Annotated in this window: 13 protein-coding genes; 6 read left to right on the forward strand and 7 right to left on the reverse strand. The window is 64.6% G+C overall.

Going from position 1 to position 16,015, the window contains the following annotated elements:
* Positions 1-25 precede the first annotated feature (25 nt).
* From GWL_RS02370 to GWL_RS02400, 7 genes are all read right to left on the reverse strand, one after another.
* Complete coding sequence (locus GWL_RS02370) at positions 26-520, reverse strand: Lrp/AsnC family transcriptional regulator (protein WP_081486017.1); 495 nt, start codon at positions 518-520, stop codon at positions 26-28.
* A gap of 143 nt (positions 521-663) precedes the next feature.
* Entirely contained in the window at positions 664-2,040 is a 1,377-nt protein-coding gene (locus GWL_RS02375) for an aspartate aminotransferase family protein (protein WP_008326268.1), read from the reverse strand.
* Positions 2,041-2,219: 179 nt separating this feature from the next.
* Entirely contained in the window at positions 2,220-3,122 is a 903-nt protein-coding gene (locus tag GWL_RS02380; protein WP_008326272.1) for a GNAT family N-acetyltransferase, read from the reverse strand.
* 49 nt (positions 3,123-3,171) lie between these two features.
* Positions 3,172-4,668: an NAD-dependent succinate-semialdehyde dehydrogenase gene (locus GWL_RS02385; protein ID WP_008326274.1), complete on the reverse strand. Its 1,497-nt coding sequence runs from the start codon at positions 4,666-4,668 to the stop codon at positions 3,172-3,174.
* A gap of 66 nt (positions 4,669-4,734) precedes the next feature.
* Positions 4,735-6,027, reverse strand: a complete 1,293-nt coding sequence (locus tag GWL_RS02390; protein WP_008326275.1) for an FAD-binding oxidoreductase — start codon at positions 6,025-6,027, stop codon at positions 4,735-4,737.
* Between the two features lie 198 nt (positions 6,028-6,225).
* Positions 6,226-7,152, reverse strand: a complete 927-nt coding sequence (locus GWL_RS02395) for a glyoxylate/hydroxypyruvate reductase A (protein WP_008326278.1) — start codon at positions 7,150-7,152, stop codon at positions 6,226-6,228.
* A 20-nt stretch (positions 7,153-7,172) separates the two neighbouring features.
* Entirely contained in the window at positions 7,173-8,060 is an 888-nt protein-coding gene (locus tag GWL_RS02400) for a GNAT family N-acetyltransferase (RefSeq protein WP_008326282.1), read from the reverse strand.
* A gap of 631 nt (positions 8,061-8,691) precedes the next feature.
* On the opposite strand from GWL_RS02400, the gene GWL_RS02405 reads away from it, so the two are divergent.
* The 6 genes from GWL_RS02405 to GWL_RS02430 all read left to right on the forward strand — a co-directional run bounded on the left by GWL_RS02405 (position 8,692) and on the right by GWL_RS02430 (position 16,015).
* Positions 8,692-9,360, forward strand: a complete 669-nt coding sequence (locus GWL_RS02405; RefSeq protein WP_008326284.1) for a haloacid dehalogenase type II — start codon at positions 8,692-8,694, stop codon at positions 9,358-9,360.
* Positions 9,361-9,553: 193 nt separating this feature from the next.
* Entirely contained in the window at positions 9,554-11,176 is a 1,623-nt protein-coding gene (locus GWL_RS02410; protein ID WP_034349850.1) for an ABC transporter substrate-binding protein, read from the forward strand.
* Positions 11,177-11,276: 100 nt separating this feature from the next.
* On the forward strand, positions 11,277-12,233 hold the full coding sequence (locus GWL_RS02415) for an ABC transporter permease (protein WP_008326288.1): 957 nt from the start codon (positions 11,277-11,279) through the stop codon (positions 12,231-12,233).
* The gene (locus tag GWL_RS02420) at positions 12,230-13,111 is read left to right on the forward strand and encodes an ABC transporter permease (protein WP_034349852.1); all 882 of its coding nucleotides are present in this window, start codon (positions 12,230-12,232) and stop codon (positions 13,109-13,111) included. Before GWL_RS02415 ends, GWL_RS02420 begins: the two co-directional genes overlap by 4 nt.
* Positions 13,112-13,115: 4 nt before the next feature.
* Positions 13,116-15,053: an ABC transporter ATP-binding protein gene (locus tag GWL_RS02425; RefSeq protein WP_008326298.1), complete on the forward strand. Its 1,938-nt coding sequence runs from the start codon at positions 13,116-13,118 to the stop codon at positions 15,051-15,053.
* Positions 15,054-15,280: 227 nt separating this feature from the next.
* A complete protein-coding gene (locus GWL_RS02430; RefSeq protein WP_008326300.1) occupies positions 15,281-16,015 on the forward strand; it encodes a cupin domain-containing protein in 735 nt (244 codons plus the stop codon).

The following is a 16,015-nucleotide window of genomic DNA, read 5'->3' on the forward strand; positions in this document are numbered from 1 at the left end:
AACGGGCGATGGCCCGCCAGCGGACTCAGGTCTGGATGAACTTTTCCAGCGGGTAGTGGTGCTTGATGAACGGCGACTTGATGACGATGTAGCTGAAATACTTTTCGATGCGCAGGTTCTGTTCCAGCAGCGACTCGATCACGCTCTGGTAGTGCACCACGCTGCGGGTCATGAACTTGAGCAGGTAGTCATAGCCACCGCTGACCAGATGGCATTCGATGATCTCATCGACATTGCGGATGGTGGCTTCGAACTTGGCGAAGTCTTCGCGGCGATGGTCCGACAGCGTCACTTCGGTGAAGACGATCTGGACGTCGGCCAGCTTTTCCAGGCGGATATAGGCGCCATAGCCGCTGATGTAGCCAGCCTTCTCCAGGCGCTTGACGCGGATCAGGCAGGGGCTGGGGGAGAGGCCGACGGCGTCGGCCAGGATTACATTGGTAATGCGGCTATTTTGCTGCAGGTGACACAAAATCCTCAGATCGATCCGGTCCAGTTTCAACGCGCCGTTAGTCATCATGTTGCCTCGGGTTATTCGACTCAGCCTGCCGGTCTTGCGCGCGTGTGTCACGCAGCGAAGTCCGGCAGGATGTAGCAGGGCATTTTAACCCCTCCCGCCGTGATTTCCCCATCGGGCAGGAGGCGATACTCGCATTGGCCGCTTCAGCGCACGGCCTGGCGAACCTCGGCTTGGGCCAGCACTTCATCGAGGATGGCCCGCAGACGCGCAAACATCAGCGCAAAATCGTCTTCGGTATAGCACAGCGCCGGTGCGAAGCCGAGGATGTTGTCGCCAAAGGCGCGGAACACCAGCCCGTGCCGATAGGCCACCTGGAAGATGCGATCATGCAGCTTCAGTTCCGGCGCGAAGCGCGCCTTGGTCGTCTTGTTGGCCACCAGTTCCAGCGCACCCAGCAGGCCCCGGCTGCGGGCATCGCCCACCAGCGGATGATCCAGCAGCGCGCGCAGGCCACCGGCAAACACCGGTTCCAGACGACGGCCGTTTTCCAGCAGGCCGCCTTCCTCATACAGCCGCAGGACCTCCAGCGCCACCGCCGCACTGACCGGATGGGCCGAGTAGGTCTGGCCATGGCCGACCACGGTGCTCATCGGGGCGCCATCGGCGATGCCGTTGTAGATGCGGTCCGACATCATCACCGCACCCATGGGCGCGTAACCCGCGGTCAGGCCCTTGGCCATGGTCATCAGGTCGGGCTGCACGTCCTCATCCAGGCAGGCGAACATCGGACCGGTGCGGCCGAAACCGGTAATGACTTCGTCCACCACGAACAGAATGTCCAGTGCATTGCAGGCCAGCTGCATGGCCTTCAACCAACCCTTGGGCGGCACCACCACGCCACCCGAGCCCTGGATCGGTTCGCAGAAGAAGGCCGCCACATTGTCCGCGCCCAGTTCAGCGACCTTCTCGCGCAGCGATTGCACCGAGGCCGCGATGATCGCTTCGTCGCCCTGCAGTTCGCTGCGGTAGGGATAGGGCGAGGGCAGGTAATGCTGGGTCGGCAGCGGCAGGTTGAAATTGAAATGGAAATTGGGCAGCGCCGTCAGGCCCGCCCCCACGGAAGACGAGCCGTGATAACCACGTTGCAGCGAGATGAAATGCTTCTTGCCCGGCTTGCCGATGGAATTGTGATAGTGCGTGATGTAGCGAATGGCCGCATCCACCGCATCCGAGCCGCCCAGCGTGAAGTAGACGTGCTTCAACGATGCCGGGCTGATGTCCACCAGCTTCTTGGCCAGCAGGATGGCCGGTTCCGAGGCGAAGTGGAAATAGCCGGTGGCGTACGGCAAGCGCTGCATCTGCTCGGTGGCCGCGCGGATCACGCTTTCCTGGCCATAGCCGGTATTGACGCACCACAGGCCCGAGAAGGCATCCAGCAACTGCTTGTCCTGGTGGTCGGTCAGGTAGGCACCCTGGCCGGACTTGAGGATGATGGGGCCCAGCTCTTCATGCTCGCGGAAGCTGGCAACAGGGTGGATCAGATGGCTGCGGTCAAGCGCGGCCAGGGCGGAAGTTTGCATAGAGATGGACTCGCTGAAGATGCGTTGAACAAGGCCGTGCAGGCAAACGGCACAACCGGCATGTGTTCTATCCTATGCCCCCGGCCGCGCAGCCGATGCGCAAGATGCGGGGCTGAAAAAGCATCTTCATGGGTTTTGCGCGCTGCTGCGGCATTTTCTGCGGCAGCAGCACGACCACCTCAGCCCAGCGCCTGATTGACGATGGAGAACAGCTGCATGCCCGCATCGCGCGCCGGCGCTTCACCCTTGCACATGCGCGTGACGTGGTCCACGCAGGTCAGGCCCAGCTTGTCGAACCAGGCCGGCAGGCCGCTCGATTCGAATACGTCGATGCGGATGAACGAATCCGAATAGGTATTGATCCAGTGCGCGATCAATCCCTTGGCACGTTCCGCGTCCGGTGCCACCACCGGCCCGATCACGCGTCCATGGCCGAAGCGGCGCACCAGCGCAAAGCCCAGCATCTCGCCATCACGGTCCAGTGCCACGCCTTCGGACATCTCCAGCAGGGCCAGCAGCAGCTTGCTGCGATCCATGCCGGTGGCTTGGGCATCCAGTTCCAGCAGGCGATGCACGTCATTCTTGCCCATCGGCCGCACGCGCTCGCCCGGTGGCAGCGAGACCAGCACCGGTTGCGCCGAGGATCCCTGGAACTGGTGCAGCACATCCTGCTGCACGAAACCCAGTTGCTTGTAGAGCGGCATGCCCGCAGCCGTGGCATTGACGATGAGGCTGCGGCCATTGACCTGGCTGGCGGCGTGCTGCATGAGCCGCCGTCCGAGGCCGCGCCGCTGCAATTCAGCCTGCACCAGCAACATGCCAATGACTGCGTGGTGCTCGCCATAGGTGGTGCAGACCACGCTGCCCACCGTGCGCAGCGGGGCATCCGATGCCGTATTTTCGAGCAGGTAGCCTTGCCCCATCTGCAGCAGGAAACTCCAGTCTTCCAGCCGGTGCGGCCACTTGAAGCGCAGCGACAGCCGGTGGCAGTGGCCCAGGTCATCTGCGGCCATGGGCCGCAAGAGCAGATCGGGCAAGGGCGCGCGGACGGTCTCGGGATCGTGGGTGGACAGCGCGGGCATGGGGACTCCTGTTGGTTTCAGTGGGAGGGGCGGCAGTGCAAAGCCTGCCTCAGAGCTGGCCCTGGCAAACGTATTTGGTATGCAGGTAATCATCCAGGCCATGTACCGAACCTTCACGGCCATAACCGGATTCCTTCACACCGCCGAAGGGCGCGGATTCCGCCGCCAGCGCACCTTCGTTGACGCCCACGATACCGCTTTCCAGCGCATCGGTGACACGATGGATGCGGCGCACATCGGTCGAATAGAAATACGATGCCAGGCCGAAGGGGGTGGCATTGGCAGCGGCAATCACTTCCTCTTCCGTCGCGAAGCGGGTAATGGGCGCCACCGGTCCGAAGGTCTCTTCGCAGCTGCATTGCATCGCGCCGGTGACGTTGGCCAGCACGGTAGGCGCGTAGTAGTTGTCGCTTTCAAAGCCGGGACCCTGCAGGCGCTTGCCCCCGGTGATCACGCGCGCACCCCGTTCGATGGCATCGCGCACGTGCTGGTCGATCTTGGCGATGGCGCGGGCATTGATCATGGGGCCGATCTGCGAGGCAGCATCGGTGGCCGGACCGACCTTGAGCGCTGCGACCCGCGCGCCCAGCTTGGCCACGAAGGCTTCATAGACCTTGTCCTGCACGTAGATGCGATTGGGGCTCACGCAGGTCTGGCCGCCATTGCGGAACTTGGCGGCCATCACGCCATCGATGGCGGCATCGACATCGGCATCGTCAAAGACGATGAAGGGTGCATTGCCACCCAGTTCCAGCGAGAGCTTCTTCAAGGTATCGGCCGAATGACGCGCCAGGTGCTTGCCCACGGCGGTCGATCCGGTGAAGCTGATCTTGCGCACGCGCCCGTCGGCCAGCCACACGTCGACCACTTCCGGGGTGCGTTCGCGCGAGGCGGTCACGATGTTGATGACGCCGGGTGGCACGCCTGCCTCCAGCGCCAGGCGGATCAACGCCAGCGAGGTCAGCGGCGTATCCTCGGCCGGCTTGCAGACCACCGTGCAGCCCGCAGCCAGGGCCGGGGCGATCTTGCGGGCGATCATCGCCGCCGGGAAATTCCAAGGCGTGATGGCCGCCACCACACCGACCGGTTCCTTCAGCGCCATCATGCGACGACCGCTGACCGGTGCCGGGATGATGTCGCCATTGGCGCGCGTGGCTTCCTCGCCGAACCATTCCACATAGCTGGCGGCATAGGCCACTTCACCCTTGGCTTCGGCCAGCGGCTTGCCCTGCTCGCGCGAGATCAGGCGACCAAGGTCTTCCTGGTGCGCCAGCAGCAGGTCGTTCCAGCGCTTGATGATGGTGGCGCGCTGCTTGGCCGGCGTGGCACGCCAGGCCGGGAAGGCGGCGACGGCGGCATCGACGGCGGCGCGGGCATCGGCAGCACTGCCGTCAGGGACGGTGGCGAACACCTGGCCGGTGGCCGGGTCGGTCACCTCCAGCACACGGCCATCGGCCGCAGCGCGCCACTCGGCGCCGATCAGTTGGGTGCCGGGCATCAGGTCCTGGCGTTGCAGAGTCAGAGTCAGAGAGGTCATGGTGAGCATTCAGCAAAAGTTAATGCAGCTATCAACGAGCATTCAATAAAAGTTAATGCAGCCGGCGGCGCGTCATCACGCCAACTTGTCCTTGATCTGGTAATACAGGCCGATCACCGGCAGGAACCAGGGCGGGCCGAAGTGACCGGGGATGGCCGGCCACTCGCGTTCACGCCAGGGGTTGGCCAGCGTGTCGCCGGCCAGCACCCGCGCCATGCACTGGCCCATGTGTACCGACATCTGGGTGCCATGGCCGCTGTAGCCCATGGAGTAATACAGGCCATCGCGTTCACCGGCTTGCGGCAGGCGGTCGCGGGTCATGTCCACCAGCCCGCCCCAGCAGTAGTCCAGGCGCACCTGGCCCAGTTGCGGGAAGGTCTGGTGCAGGCCCTGACGCAGGATCTCGCCGCTGGCGGCATCGGATTGCGGGCTGGAAATCGCAAAGCGCGCCCGTCCGCCAAAGACCAGGCGGGTATCGGGCGTCATGCGGAAATAGTGGTGGATGTTGGCCACCGTGGTGTAGGTACGTTGCTTGGCCAGCAGGGCCGCAGCGCGTTCGGCACCCAGCGGTTCGGTCACCACGATGAAGCTGCCGACGGGCACGATGCGCCGGCGTAGCCAGCCGAAGCTGCCATAGGCACCGTGACGGCTGGCACCGGTGGCCAGCAGCACCTGCTTGGCGATGACGGTGCCGCGCGCGGTGTGGACGCGATGCGCGTGCGTGTCACCGATGCGTTCCAGTCGCCGCACTTCGGTGCCGGTATGGATGGCCGCGCCGTGGCGCTCTGCCGCCGTGGCCAGGCCGTAGGCGAAGCGGCCCATGTGCATCTGGCCGCTGCGTTTGTAGAGCAGTCCGCCATGGAAGCGCTCGCTCTGCACCTCGGCCTGCACGCGGGCCGCATCGAGGATTTCCACGTCACTGTCCACGCCATCGGCGATGAGGCGGTCGGCGCTGCGTTGCAGGGCCTCCATCTGATAGGGTTTGGTGGCCATCTTGAGCTTGCCGTGGCGCAGGAAATCGCAGGCTATCTGTTCTTCCTCCACCAGCCGCGCCACCGTATCGACCGCGTCGTCATAGGCGTGATACCAGGCCCGCGCGCGTTCCACGCCGACCTTGGCCGCGACCTCCGCATAGTCCACCGCCAGACCGTTGTTGACGTGGCCGCCGTTGCGACCCGAGGCTTCGGCGGCCACGTGCGGGCCGGCTTCCAGCACGACTACCGAGGCGCCGCGTTTTGCCAGCGCCAGCGCGGCCGACAAGCCGGTGAAGCCGCCGCCGACGATGGCCACGTCGACCTGCCTGGGCAGCTCGCGCGTGGGGGAGATGAACAGCGGTGCAGAATCGGTCCAGTAGGATTCCAGCTTCATGGTCGGGGCTTCAGGGTCAGGAAGTGAATGGGGGCAGGGAAGGGGCGCTGACGCACTTCGCCATGCCATCAAGGATAGAACGCATTGGCCAGAGAGGTGACGCGAACTGCCCGCGACCGGCGGCATGGCGTGCCGTTGTGTCAGGGGCGTTCGGCATTTTGTTTGCCATGCGGCATCTCCGGTCGGGGGCAGTTGGACTCAGTAACCGCGCCGGCGGTCGATCAGCCCCAGCAGGGGCAGGCCCGCGCGATGGCGGCGCAGGTTCTCCAGCACCGCATCGACGGCGCCATCGGGCTGGGTCATGCTGGCGATGTGGGGCGTGAGCACGATGTCGGGATGCGTCCAGAACGGGTGGCCCTGCGGCAAGGGTTCGGTCTCGCACACGTCCAGTACGGCGGCGCTCAACTGGCCGTCATTCAAGGCGGCCAGCAGATCGTCTTCCACCAGATGGCCGCCGCGTCCGACGTTGACCAGGGCGGCTCCGCGCGGCAATTGCGCAAACAGCGCGCCATTGAGCAGGCCGCGCGTGTCCTCGGTCAGCGGCACCAGACACACCAGCACATCGGTGCGGGCCAGGAAGTCACGCAGGCCATCGCTGCCGCTGTAGCAATCGATGCCGTCCATCTGGTGCGCCGAACGGCTCCATCCTGCGCAGGGAAAGCCCAGCCCGTGCAACTGCTGCAGCACTGCGCGACCCAGCATGCCCAGTCCCAGCACGCCCACGCGGCAGGCCGAGGCCGGGCGCACGCGATGGGCGCGCCATACCTGGTCGCGCTGCTGGCGCGCGTAAATGCGGCTGTCGCGATGCAGGCCCAGCACGGCGTGCGTCACGTACTGCACCATGCCGGCGGCAATGCCGGGCTCGGTCATGCGCACCACGGGCAGCTCCGGCGGCAGGGTGGACATGTCGAACTGGTCGATGCCGGCCCCCACCGAGAACAGGATTTCCAGCTTGGGGAAGCGTTGCGCGATATCGTCCGGCGGCGTCCATGCGGCCAGATAGCGCACGCTGGCGCCATCGCCTTCATGCGGCCAGATCTGGAAGGGCAGTTCGGGTGCCTTCTCGGCAAACAGTTGCGCCCATTCGGCGCCGCGTACCGGATCGGCCTTGTAGAGAAAAGTCATGGTGGTGTTGTCGGGGCCGTTCAGCCCAGTGCCTGGTTGATCATGGAATAGGTGCGCCACTGTGTCGCAGGTGCGGGCGGGGTGCCACGGCACATGCTGACCACGTTGTCCACGCAGGTCAGGCCGATCTCCTCCAGCCAGGGCTTGAGTCCGGTACGACCCGGCACGTCGATGCGCAGATAGGCGCCCGGACAGGCGTTGACCCAATGGGCGATGAGTGTCTTGGCATCCTCTACATTGCTGGCGATGACCGGACCGATCACGCGGCCACGACCGAACTCGCGCAGATAGGCCACGCCCTTGACCTGGCCTGCCTGTTCCAGCACGGCCACTTCCGAGCTCGCCAGCAGCGGTTCCAGCAGGGCGCTGCGGTCCATGCCGCTGGCCTGACGATCCAGCGCCAGCAGGAGCGGCAATTCCTCCTTGCGCAGCGCACGGATGCGGGCATCCGGCGCCAGCACCGGAGTGGCCCGTGCGGTGGTGCTCTGGTGCTGGCTCAGGGTATCGGTGACGACAAAGCCCAGCTTTTCATAGAGCGGGCGTCCGGCCTCGGTGGCATTGAGGATGACATTGCGCGCCCCGGCGTCCTGCAGCAGGCGCTGCATCATGGCACGGCCCAGGCCCCGGCCTTGCAGGGCATCGGTGATGATGACCAGACCCAGCGAGGCGTAGTCCTCACCCAGCGGACAGAGCATGCCGCTGCCGGCCACGCTGCGCGTGCCATCGGGCTGTTCCAGTTCGACTGCCCAACTGCTGCTGACCTGATGATGGAACTGCCAGTCGGCCAGTCGATGCGGCCAGTACAGGTGCAGACTCATGGCGTGGCAACTGGGCAGGTCCTCCGGGCGCATGGGGCGCAGGGTGGTCTGGATGGCCTCACTGGCCGGGAGTGTGCTTTCGGTGGTCATGCAGCGTGTCCTTGTCGATACGGTGGCGAGGCGGATGAAGTCCGAGGTAGATCGACCCTGCTCCGCCAAATCATATAAATGGTTTCTGTCTTCCAGCCTTCTTGCGTTGCCGAGCCCGTCCGCAGGCCGGGCCCGCAACGCTACCCCAGCGATGATGCACCCGGTGCGGCACAGAGCGGCGGTCTTCGGACCCGCCAATTCGCAATCTTATGGCGATCTGCCCCCTCTTCTCGGCACAAAATTGGGCGCCATCGGCAGTAGCATGGTGCAGCCCCGCAGGCTCTGCCCAGGCAGTGCAGCGAGGCGTGCAGGCCGGTGCCGATGATGAACGGCCTGTACGAATGCAGCCCCGGAGACGGACCGGCGGGCGGACACGATCCGCACCAGCTTGGTGAAAATGCCCCAAAGCGGCGCACCCGACTCGCATTGCTGCACTGCTCGGCAAGCTATGCTGATTGGACCGCCGAAAACACATATTTCTGTTTCGCGGCCCGGTCAAAAAGGAATAAACCGCAGGTTTCGCTATGTTGTAATCCTTCTCATGCACTGACCCGCAATCCCGCAAGCAAGCAGCATCCAGCGCAGGGCCGACAGGTGATGCGCCCCCCCATTTTTGACAGGACGATTTTTCATGAGCATTTTCAAGCCCAAGTTCATTACCTTCGATTGCTACGGCACCCTGACCCGTTTCCAGATGTCGGAAACCGCCCAGAAGATCTATGCCGACCGTGTCTCGGCCGAAGACATGCCGTTCTTCCTGCGCCAGTTCGCGGCATACCGCCTGGATGAAGTTCTGGACCAGTGGAAGCCCTACGAACAGGTCTGCAAGAACGCCATCACCCGCACCTGTGAACGTTGGGGCATCAAGACCAATGACGAGGAAACCGGTGCCTTCTACAAGGCCGTGCCGACCTGGGGTCCGCACGCCGACGTACCGGCGGGCCTCTCCAAGGTGGCCAAGGAGTTCCCGCTGGTGATCTTCTCCAATGCCGACGACAGCCAGATCATGCACAACGTCGAGCAACTGGGCGCACCCTTCCACAAGGTCTTCACCGCCCAGCAGGCCCAAGCCTACAAGCCGCGCCTGCGCGCCTTCGAGTACATGCTGGACAACCTGAACTGCAATCCGGAAGACGTGCTGCACGTTTCTTCCAGCCTGCGCTACGACCTCATGCCGGCTTCCGACATGGGCATCAAGAACAAGGTCTTCGTGGCCCGTGGTCATGAGCCCTCGACCCCGCACTACGGCTACACCGAGATCAAGGATATCTCCGGCCTGCCGGGCGTACTCGGTCTGTAAGACAGGGGACGGCGGGAGCGCAAGGCTCCCGCGCAGTTCTCGCATTTCCCCGGCGTGCTCCCGCCCTGGTATCAATGTTGCGAGGAGTGTGGCGGGACCAACAGGCGGTCTGCTCTCCGGAGGGATCTGCAAAACGCAGACGGCAAAGCAGACCAGTGGTCTTCGTGGTTGAACTTTTATCGTGAGGCATTTCATGAGCAAGCAGGAAAACGGACATCACCCCCAAGAGGGTTCCATCATCACCGGCGACGCGCTGGAACACGCGCAGGGCGGCTTCACCCGCCGCGACATGATGCGTACCCTGCTGGCTGGCAGCCTCATGACGGTCGGCGGCACGGGCCTGTTGACCGCCAGCGGCAGCGTCATGGCGCAGACCGGCAAGCGCGGCGGCAAGATGCGTATCGCTACCCAGACCAGCTCCACCGCTGACACACTCGACCCGGCCAAGACCGCGCACTCCACCGACTACACCCGGGTGCACATGTTCTACAACGGCCTGACCAAGCTCGATGGCAAGCTTGCGCCGCAAATGGTGCTGGCCGAAGAAATGCTGACCACCGACGCCATCACCTGGACCGTCAAGCTGAGAAAGGGCGTGGTCTTCCACGACGGCAAGCCGTTCACCCCGGCTGACGTGGTCTATTCCATCATGCGCCACAAGGATCCGGCCACCGCGTCCAAGGTCAAGGTCGTGGCCGACCAGTTCGAGTCGGTCAAGGCCACCGGCCCCAACGAAGTCCAGATCAAGCTCACCAGCGCCAACGCCGACCTGCCGGTGATCCTGGCCACCGCGCAGTTCCTCATCATCCGCGATGGCACCACCAACTTCAGTACTCCCAACGGGACCGGCGCCTTCAAGCTCAAGGAATTCACCCCGGGCGTGCGCACCATCGGCGTACGCAACGAGAATTACTGGAAGCCGGGCCTGCCCTACCTGGACGAAGTCGAACTGTTCGGCATCCCCGACGAAGCCGCGCGCGTCAATGCGCTGCTCTCCGGTGACGTGCACTGGATCAACGACGTCAACGCCCGCTCCACCGGCCGCGTCAAGGGCACCCCGGGCTACACCGTCATGGAAACCAAGTCGGGTCAGTACACCGACCTGGTCATCCGCCAGGACCAGGCACCGGGCAACAGCATGGACTTCACCCTGGGCATGAAGTACCTGCTGGACCGCGAACAGATCAAGATGGCCGCCTTCCGTGGCTATGCCGTCACCGCCAACGACCAGCCGATCGACCCGACCAACCGCTTCTACTTTGCCGGCCTGCCGCAGCGTCCCTACGATCCGGACAAGGCCAAGTTCCACCTGGAGAAGGCCGGCGTGCTGGGCAGCACCATCCCCATCGTGGCCTCGGTGGCCGCCACCGGTTCGGTCGACATGGCCGTGCTGATGCAGCAGAGCGCCGCCAAGATCGGCCTGAAACTGGATGTCAAGCGAGTGCCTGCCGATGGTTACTGGTCCAATCAGTGGATGAAGGTGCCGGTCGGCTTCGGCAACATCAATCCGCGCCCCAGCGCCGACATCCTGCTCACGCAGTTCTTCAAGTCGGATGCACAGTGGAACGAATCGGGCTGGAAGAATCCGCAGTTCGACCAGCTGGTGGTGGCCGCCCGCGGCGAGACCGATTTCACCAAGCGCAAAGCCATGTATGCCGACCTGCAGACCATGATCCACGAGAAGTGCGGCCTGGGCATCCCGGTCTTCATCATCAATCTGGAAGGCATGAGCACCAAGGTCAAGGGCATCGATCCGGTGCCGCTGGGTGCGTTCATGAACTACACCTGCGCCGAGTACGTCTGGCTGGACGCGTGAGTACGGGAAAGTCTCACGCCTGACGCACGCTGTCAGTGGAAGTCGCGCGGGACCGGTCCATCTTGATGGCCGGCCCCGCCACTCGTTACCGAGGAAAGCTATGAATGGAATGGTCCTGCGTCTGATCGTGCGTCGCCTCCTGCAGGCGGTGCTGACGCTGCTGCTGGTCTCGGCCGGCATATTCTTCATCACCAACCTGTTGCCGGGCGACGCCGCCCAGACCGCGCTGGGCCAGGCGGCCACGCCCGAGACGGTGGCCGCACTGCGCCTGCAATATGGTCTGGATCTGCCGGCCCCGGTGCGTTACGCGCACTGGCTGGGCAATCTGCTGTCAGGAAATCCCGGCATGTCACTGGTCAACAATGTGCCGGTGGCGCAGATGATTGGCGGCCGCCTGCCGGCCTCGCTCATGCTGGCCGCCGTGACGGCCCTGGTGTCGGTGCCGCTGGCGCTGTTCCTGGGCATCTTCTCGGCCATGTATCGCGGTTCCTTCTTTGATCGCGCCGTCAACGTCAGTGCGGTATCGATGGTGTCGGTGCCGGAATTTCTGGTGGCCACCGTGGCCGTGATGATCTTCGCGGTCAAGCTGCGCTGGCTCTCGGCCCTGTCGCATGTGGGCGATGCAGACACCCTGGGTGCCTTCGTCAAGGCCTATGCCATGCCGGTGCTGACCCTGTGCTGCGTGATCGTGGCCCAGATGACGCGCATGACGCGCGCCGCCGTGATCGACCAGTTGCGTTCGTCCTACGCCGAGATGGCCTTGTTGAAAGGTGTCAAGCGCACCCGCATCGTGCTGCGCCATGCCTTGCCCAACGCCATCGGGCCGATTGCCAATGCGGTGGCGCTGAGCCTGTCCTACCTGCTGGGCGGTGTCATCATCGTCGAAAGCATCTTCAATTACCCCGGCATCGCCACCTTGATGATCGATGCCGTGACCACCCGCGACATGCCGCTGGTGCAAGCCTGTTCCATGATCTTCTGCGCCGGCTACCTGCTGCTGGTGCTCACCGCCGATGTGCTGGCCATTGTTTCCAATCCAAGGTTGAAGACCCGATGAAAGCTCTCCACGACTCTACCGGCAGCGAAGCCGGCGCGCCTGTGGCTGCCGCCACCGCACCGGCCAGGCGCGTACGCCGCCACTCGACCATGGCCTGGATCGGCATGGCCATCGTCGGCTTCTGGATCCTGATGGCCATCATCGGCCCCAGCCTCTCGCCCTATGACGCTACCGCCATCGTCGATACCGACGTGTTCTCCGGCATGAGCCACAAGTTCCTGCTGGGCAGCGACTACCTGGGCCGTGACATGTTGAGCCGCATCCTCTTCGGCACCCGCGCCACCATCGGCCTGGCCCTGCTGTCGACCCTGGTGGCCAGCCTCTCCGGCACGGCCATCGCGCTGTTCGCGGCCTTCTCGGGCGGCTGGCGCGATGCCGTCATCAGCCGTGCACTCGATGCCCTGATCTCCATTCCCAGCAAGATGTTCGCGCTGATGATGGTGGCCACCTTCGGTTCCTCCATGTTCCTGCTGGTGCTCACCGCCGCCATCACCTACATGCCCGGCGCCTACCGCATCGCGCGTTCGCTGGCAGTCAACGTGCAGGCCATGGAATACGTGCAGGCTGCACGGGCGCGCGGCGAGGGCGTGTGGTACATCATGACGGTGGAAATGCTGCCCAACATGATCCGTCCCGTGATGGCCGATTTCGGTCTGCGCTTCGTCTACGTGGTGCTGCTGCTGTCGGGCCTGAGCTTCCTCTCGCTGGGCGTGCAACCGCCGGACGCCGACTGGGGCTCGCTGGTACGCGAAAACATTTCCGGCCTGGGCGAGGGTGCCCTGGCGGTGATCATGCCGGCGCTGGCGATTGCCTCGCTGACCATCGGCGTGAACCTGTTGATCGATAACCTGCGCAGCAAGCGCGCTGCCAAGGAGTAAGCCCGTGAAGCAATTCGATATCTTCCTCGGCAAGGAAAACGGCGCCGGTGCCGGCGGTGCGGCTGGCGCAGCAGCGCAGCGGCCACTGGTGGAGGTGCAGGGCCTGCGCGTGAATGCCCGCAAGGATGACGGCAGTGAGGTCGAGATCGTCAAGAACGTCAGCTTCACCGTGGCGCCGGGCGAAGTCGTGGCCCTCATCGGTGAATCCGGTTCCGGCAAGACCACCATTGCGCTATCCCTGCTGGGTTATGCGCGTGCCGGCTGCCACATTGCCGGTGGCCAGGTGCGCATCGGTCAGCGCCAGATCGACCAGATGGATGAGAAGGCCCTGCTGGCCATGCGCGGCCACCACGTGGCTTACATCGCCCAGAGTGCAGCGGCCGCCTTCAACCCGGCCCGCACGCTCATGGACCAGGTGATCGAAAGTGCCCTGCAGCACGGCGTGATGGACAAGGCCGGCGCCATGCGCAAGGCGGTCGATCTGTTCCGCGCACTGGCCCTGCCGAACCCCGACAAGATCGGCGAACGTTATCCACACCAGGTGTCCGGCGGCCAGCTCCAGCGCGTGATGGCGGCCATGGCCCTGATCACCGACCCGGAGCTGGTGATCCTGGATGAGCCCACCACGGCGCTGGACGTGACCACCCAGATCGAAGTGCTGCGCGCCTTCAAGAAGGTGGTCAAGGAAATCGGCACCACCGCCGTCTACGTCTCCCACGACCTGGCCGTGGTGGCGCAGATGGCCGACCGCATCATCGTGCTGCGCGATGGCGCCGTGCGTGAAGTCGGCAGCACCGGCCAGGTGCTGCATGCGCCCGCCGATACCTATACGCAAAGCCTGATCGCCGCTGCCTGCCCCGCTGCACGCGTGGTGCAACTGCGCGAGATCCTGCCAGAGACCGTGCCGGCACAAGCCAAGGCCCCGCTGCTGCGCATCAGCGGCCTGGTCGCCGGTTACGGTGCGCCGGATCGCCTGGGCCTGCCGGGCGTACGCATCCTGGACGACATCAACCTCACCATCCAGCGCGGCAGCACCGTGGGCATCATCGGCGAATCCGGTTCCGGCAAGACCACCCTGGCGCGCGCCGTGGCCGGCATGATCGCGCCGGCGCGCGGCAGCATCCAGCTCGATGGCGAGAATCTCTCGCCCACGCTCGAAGGCCGTACCCGCGAACAATTCCGCCGCGTGCAGATCGTGTTCCAGAATGCCGACACGGCGCTCAATCCGGCGCATACCATCGGCCGCATCCTGAACCGTCCGCTGTCCTTCTATCACGGCCTGAAGGGCGATGCCATGCGCCGCCGTACGGCCGAACTGCTGGATCTGGTCAAGCTGCCTTCCAGTGTCATCGACCGCCTGCCCGCCGAACTCTCCGGCGGTCAGAAGCAGCGCGTGAACCTGGCCCGCGCCCTGGCCGCCAAGCCCGACCTGATCCTGTGCGACGAAGTGACCTCGGCGCTGGACACCGTGGTCGCCGCCGCCATCCTGGAACTGCTGGCCGAGCTGCGGCGCGAGCTGCAGGTGTCCTACATGTTCATCAGCCACGACATCAGCACCGTGCGCGCCATCTGCGACGACATCGTGGTGCTCTATGCCGGCCGCATGGTGGCCAACCGCCCCCGCGAAGCGATGATGGCACCGCCTTATCACCCGTATTCGCACCTGCTGCTGTCGTCGGTCCCGGCCATGCAGCAAGGCTGGCTGGAGCAGGTGGCCGGCGCCGGCCAGCACAAGCTGCCGCCCATCGGTGCGGTCGATCCTTCCCCCGAGATCTGCGCCTTCCTGCCGCGCTGTGCGCAGCGCATCGATGGTGTGTGCAACGTGGTGCCGCCACGCCGCCGCAATATGGAACATGGCGGAGAGATTCTCTGTCACCGCTCGGATGCCGATCTGCAGCAGTCGCAGAGGCCGCTGGTGCCGGTGGAGGGCATCACGGTCTGATCCCCGCGTGGTCACCCGCTGGCTGCCTGGCGGCTGGCCAAGCCGGGCGGGTGAGGCAGCTTCACAGCATTAAGCCAGGCTTAATGCTGGATTCGAAGAGCATTAATCACAGCCACATGCCGGCGCCGTAGCATCGTCTGACATGAAGAAGAGATTCGGGCAGGACTGCAAGAGATCAGCCGAGCTGGCCGGACGGTCCCGCCCACCCCAAGGAAACAGGAGAAAAAATGACTGCAGCGTTGGTGTTGTACCGTGCCTCCGGCACCCCCGTATCCACCCCATTCCATCCGGGCGCGCTGGGCGCCTCCGACCCCTTCGCCGCCATGCGCGAGATTGCCTGGCAGGGCATTGGCGGCATGAGCGCAGGCCGCCTGCGTTTCGAAGGCAGCCTCGACATCGCCCGCTTCCCGCACCAGGAAACCCTGGTGGTGGTGCAAGGCGAGCTGACCCTCGAAACCGAAGGCGCCGCGCCCCTGGTGCTCAAACCTGACAGCGGCGTGGTCATTGCCACCGGCGCCACCGTACGCCTTTCGGCCAGACAGCCCACGCTGGTGGTGTTCTGTGCCGCCGACTGCCCGCACCCGGTGCAGCCGGGCGTATTCCCGCTGGTGGCCGAGGCCAATTTCAAGCCCTCGGCCAATTCGCTGCCCAAGGAAATCCTGCTGGGCGAGGTACCCACCTGCCGCAGCGACAACGTGATCGATGAAAGCTCCATAGGCTGCAAGATCGGCACCTGGGATTCCACCCCTTATCACCGCATCGTGCGTGCCCATCCGGTCAATGAATTCATGCACATCCTCGATGGCGGCGTGCGCTTTGCCGAACCCGATGGCAGCGTGGTGGCCGTCGAGCGGGGGGATGCCGTCTTCGTGCCGCTGGGTGCGGCCATCGGCTGGGAGAGCAGCCAGCGCGTGGCCAAGTTCTACGTGGTGCAGACCGTGCCGGCCGAAGGAGGCAAGTAA

Origin of the sequence: Herbaspirillum sp. GW103 (assembly GCF_000261365.1) — a bacterium.
Classification (GTDB): Bacteria; Pseudomonadota; Gammaproteobacteria; order Burkholderiales; family Burkholderiaceae_D; genus Herbaspirillum.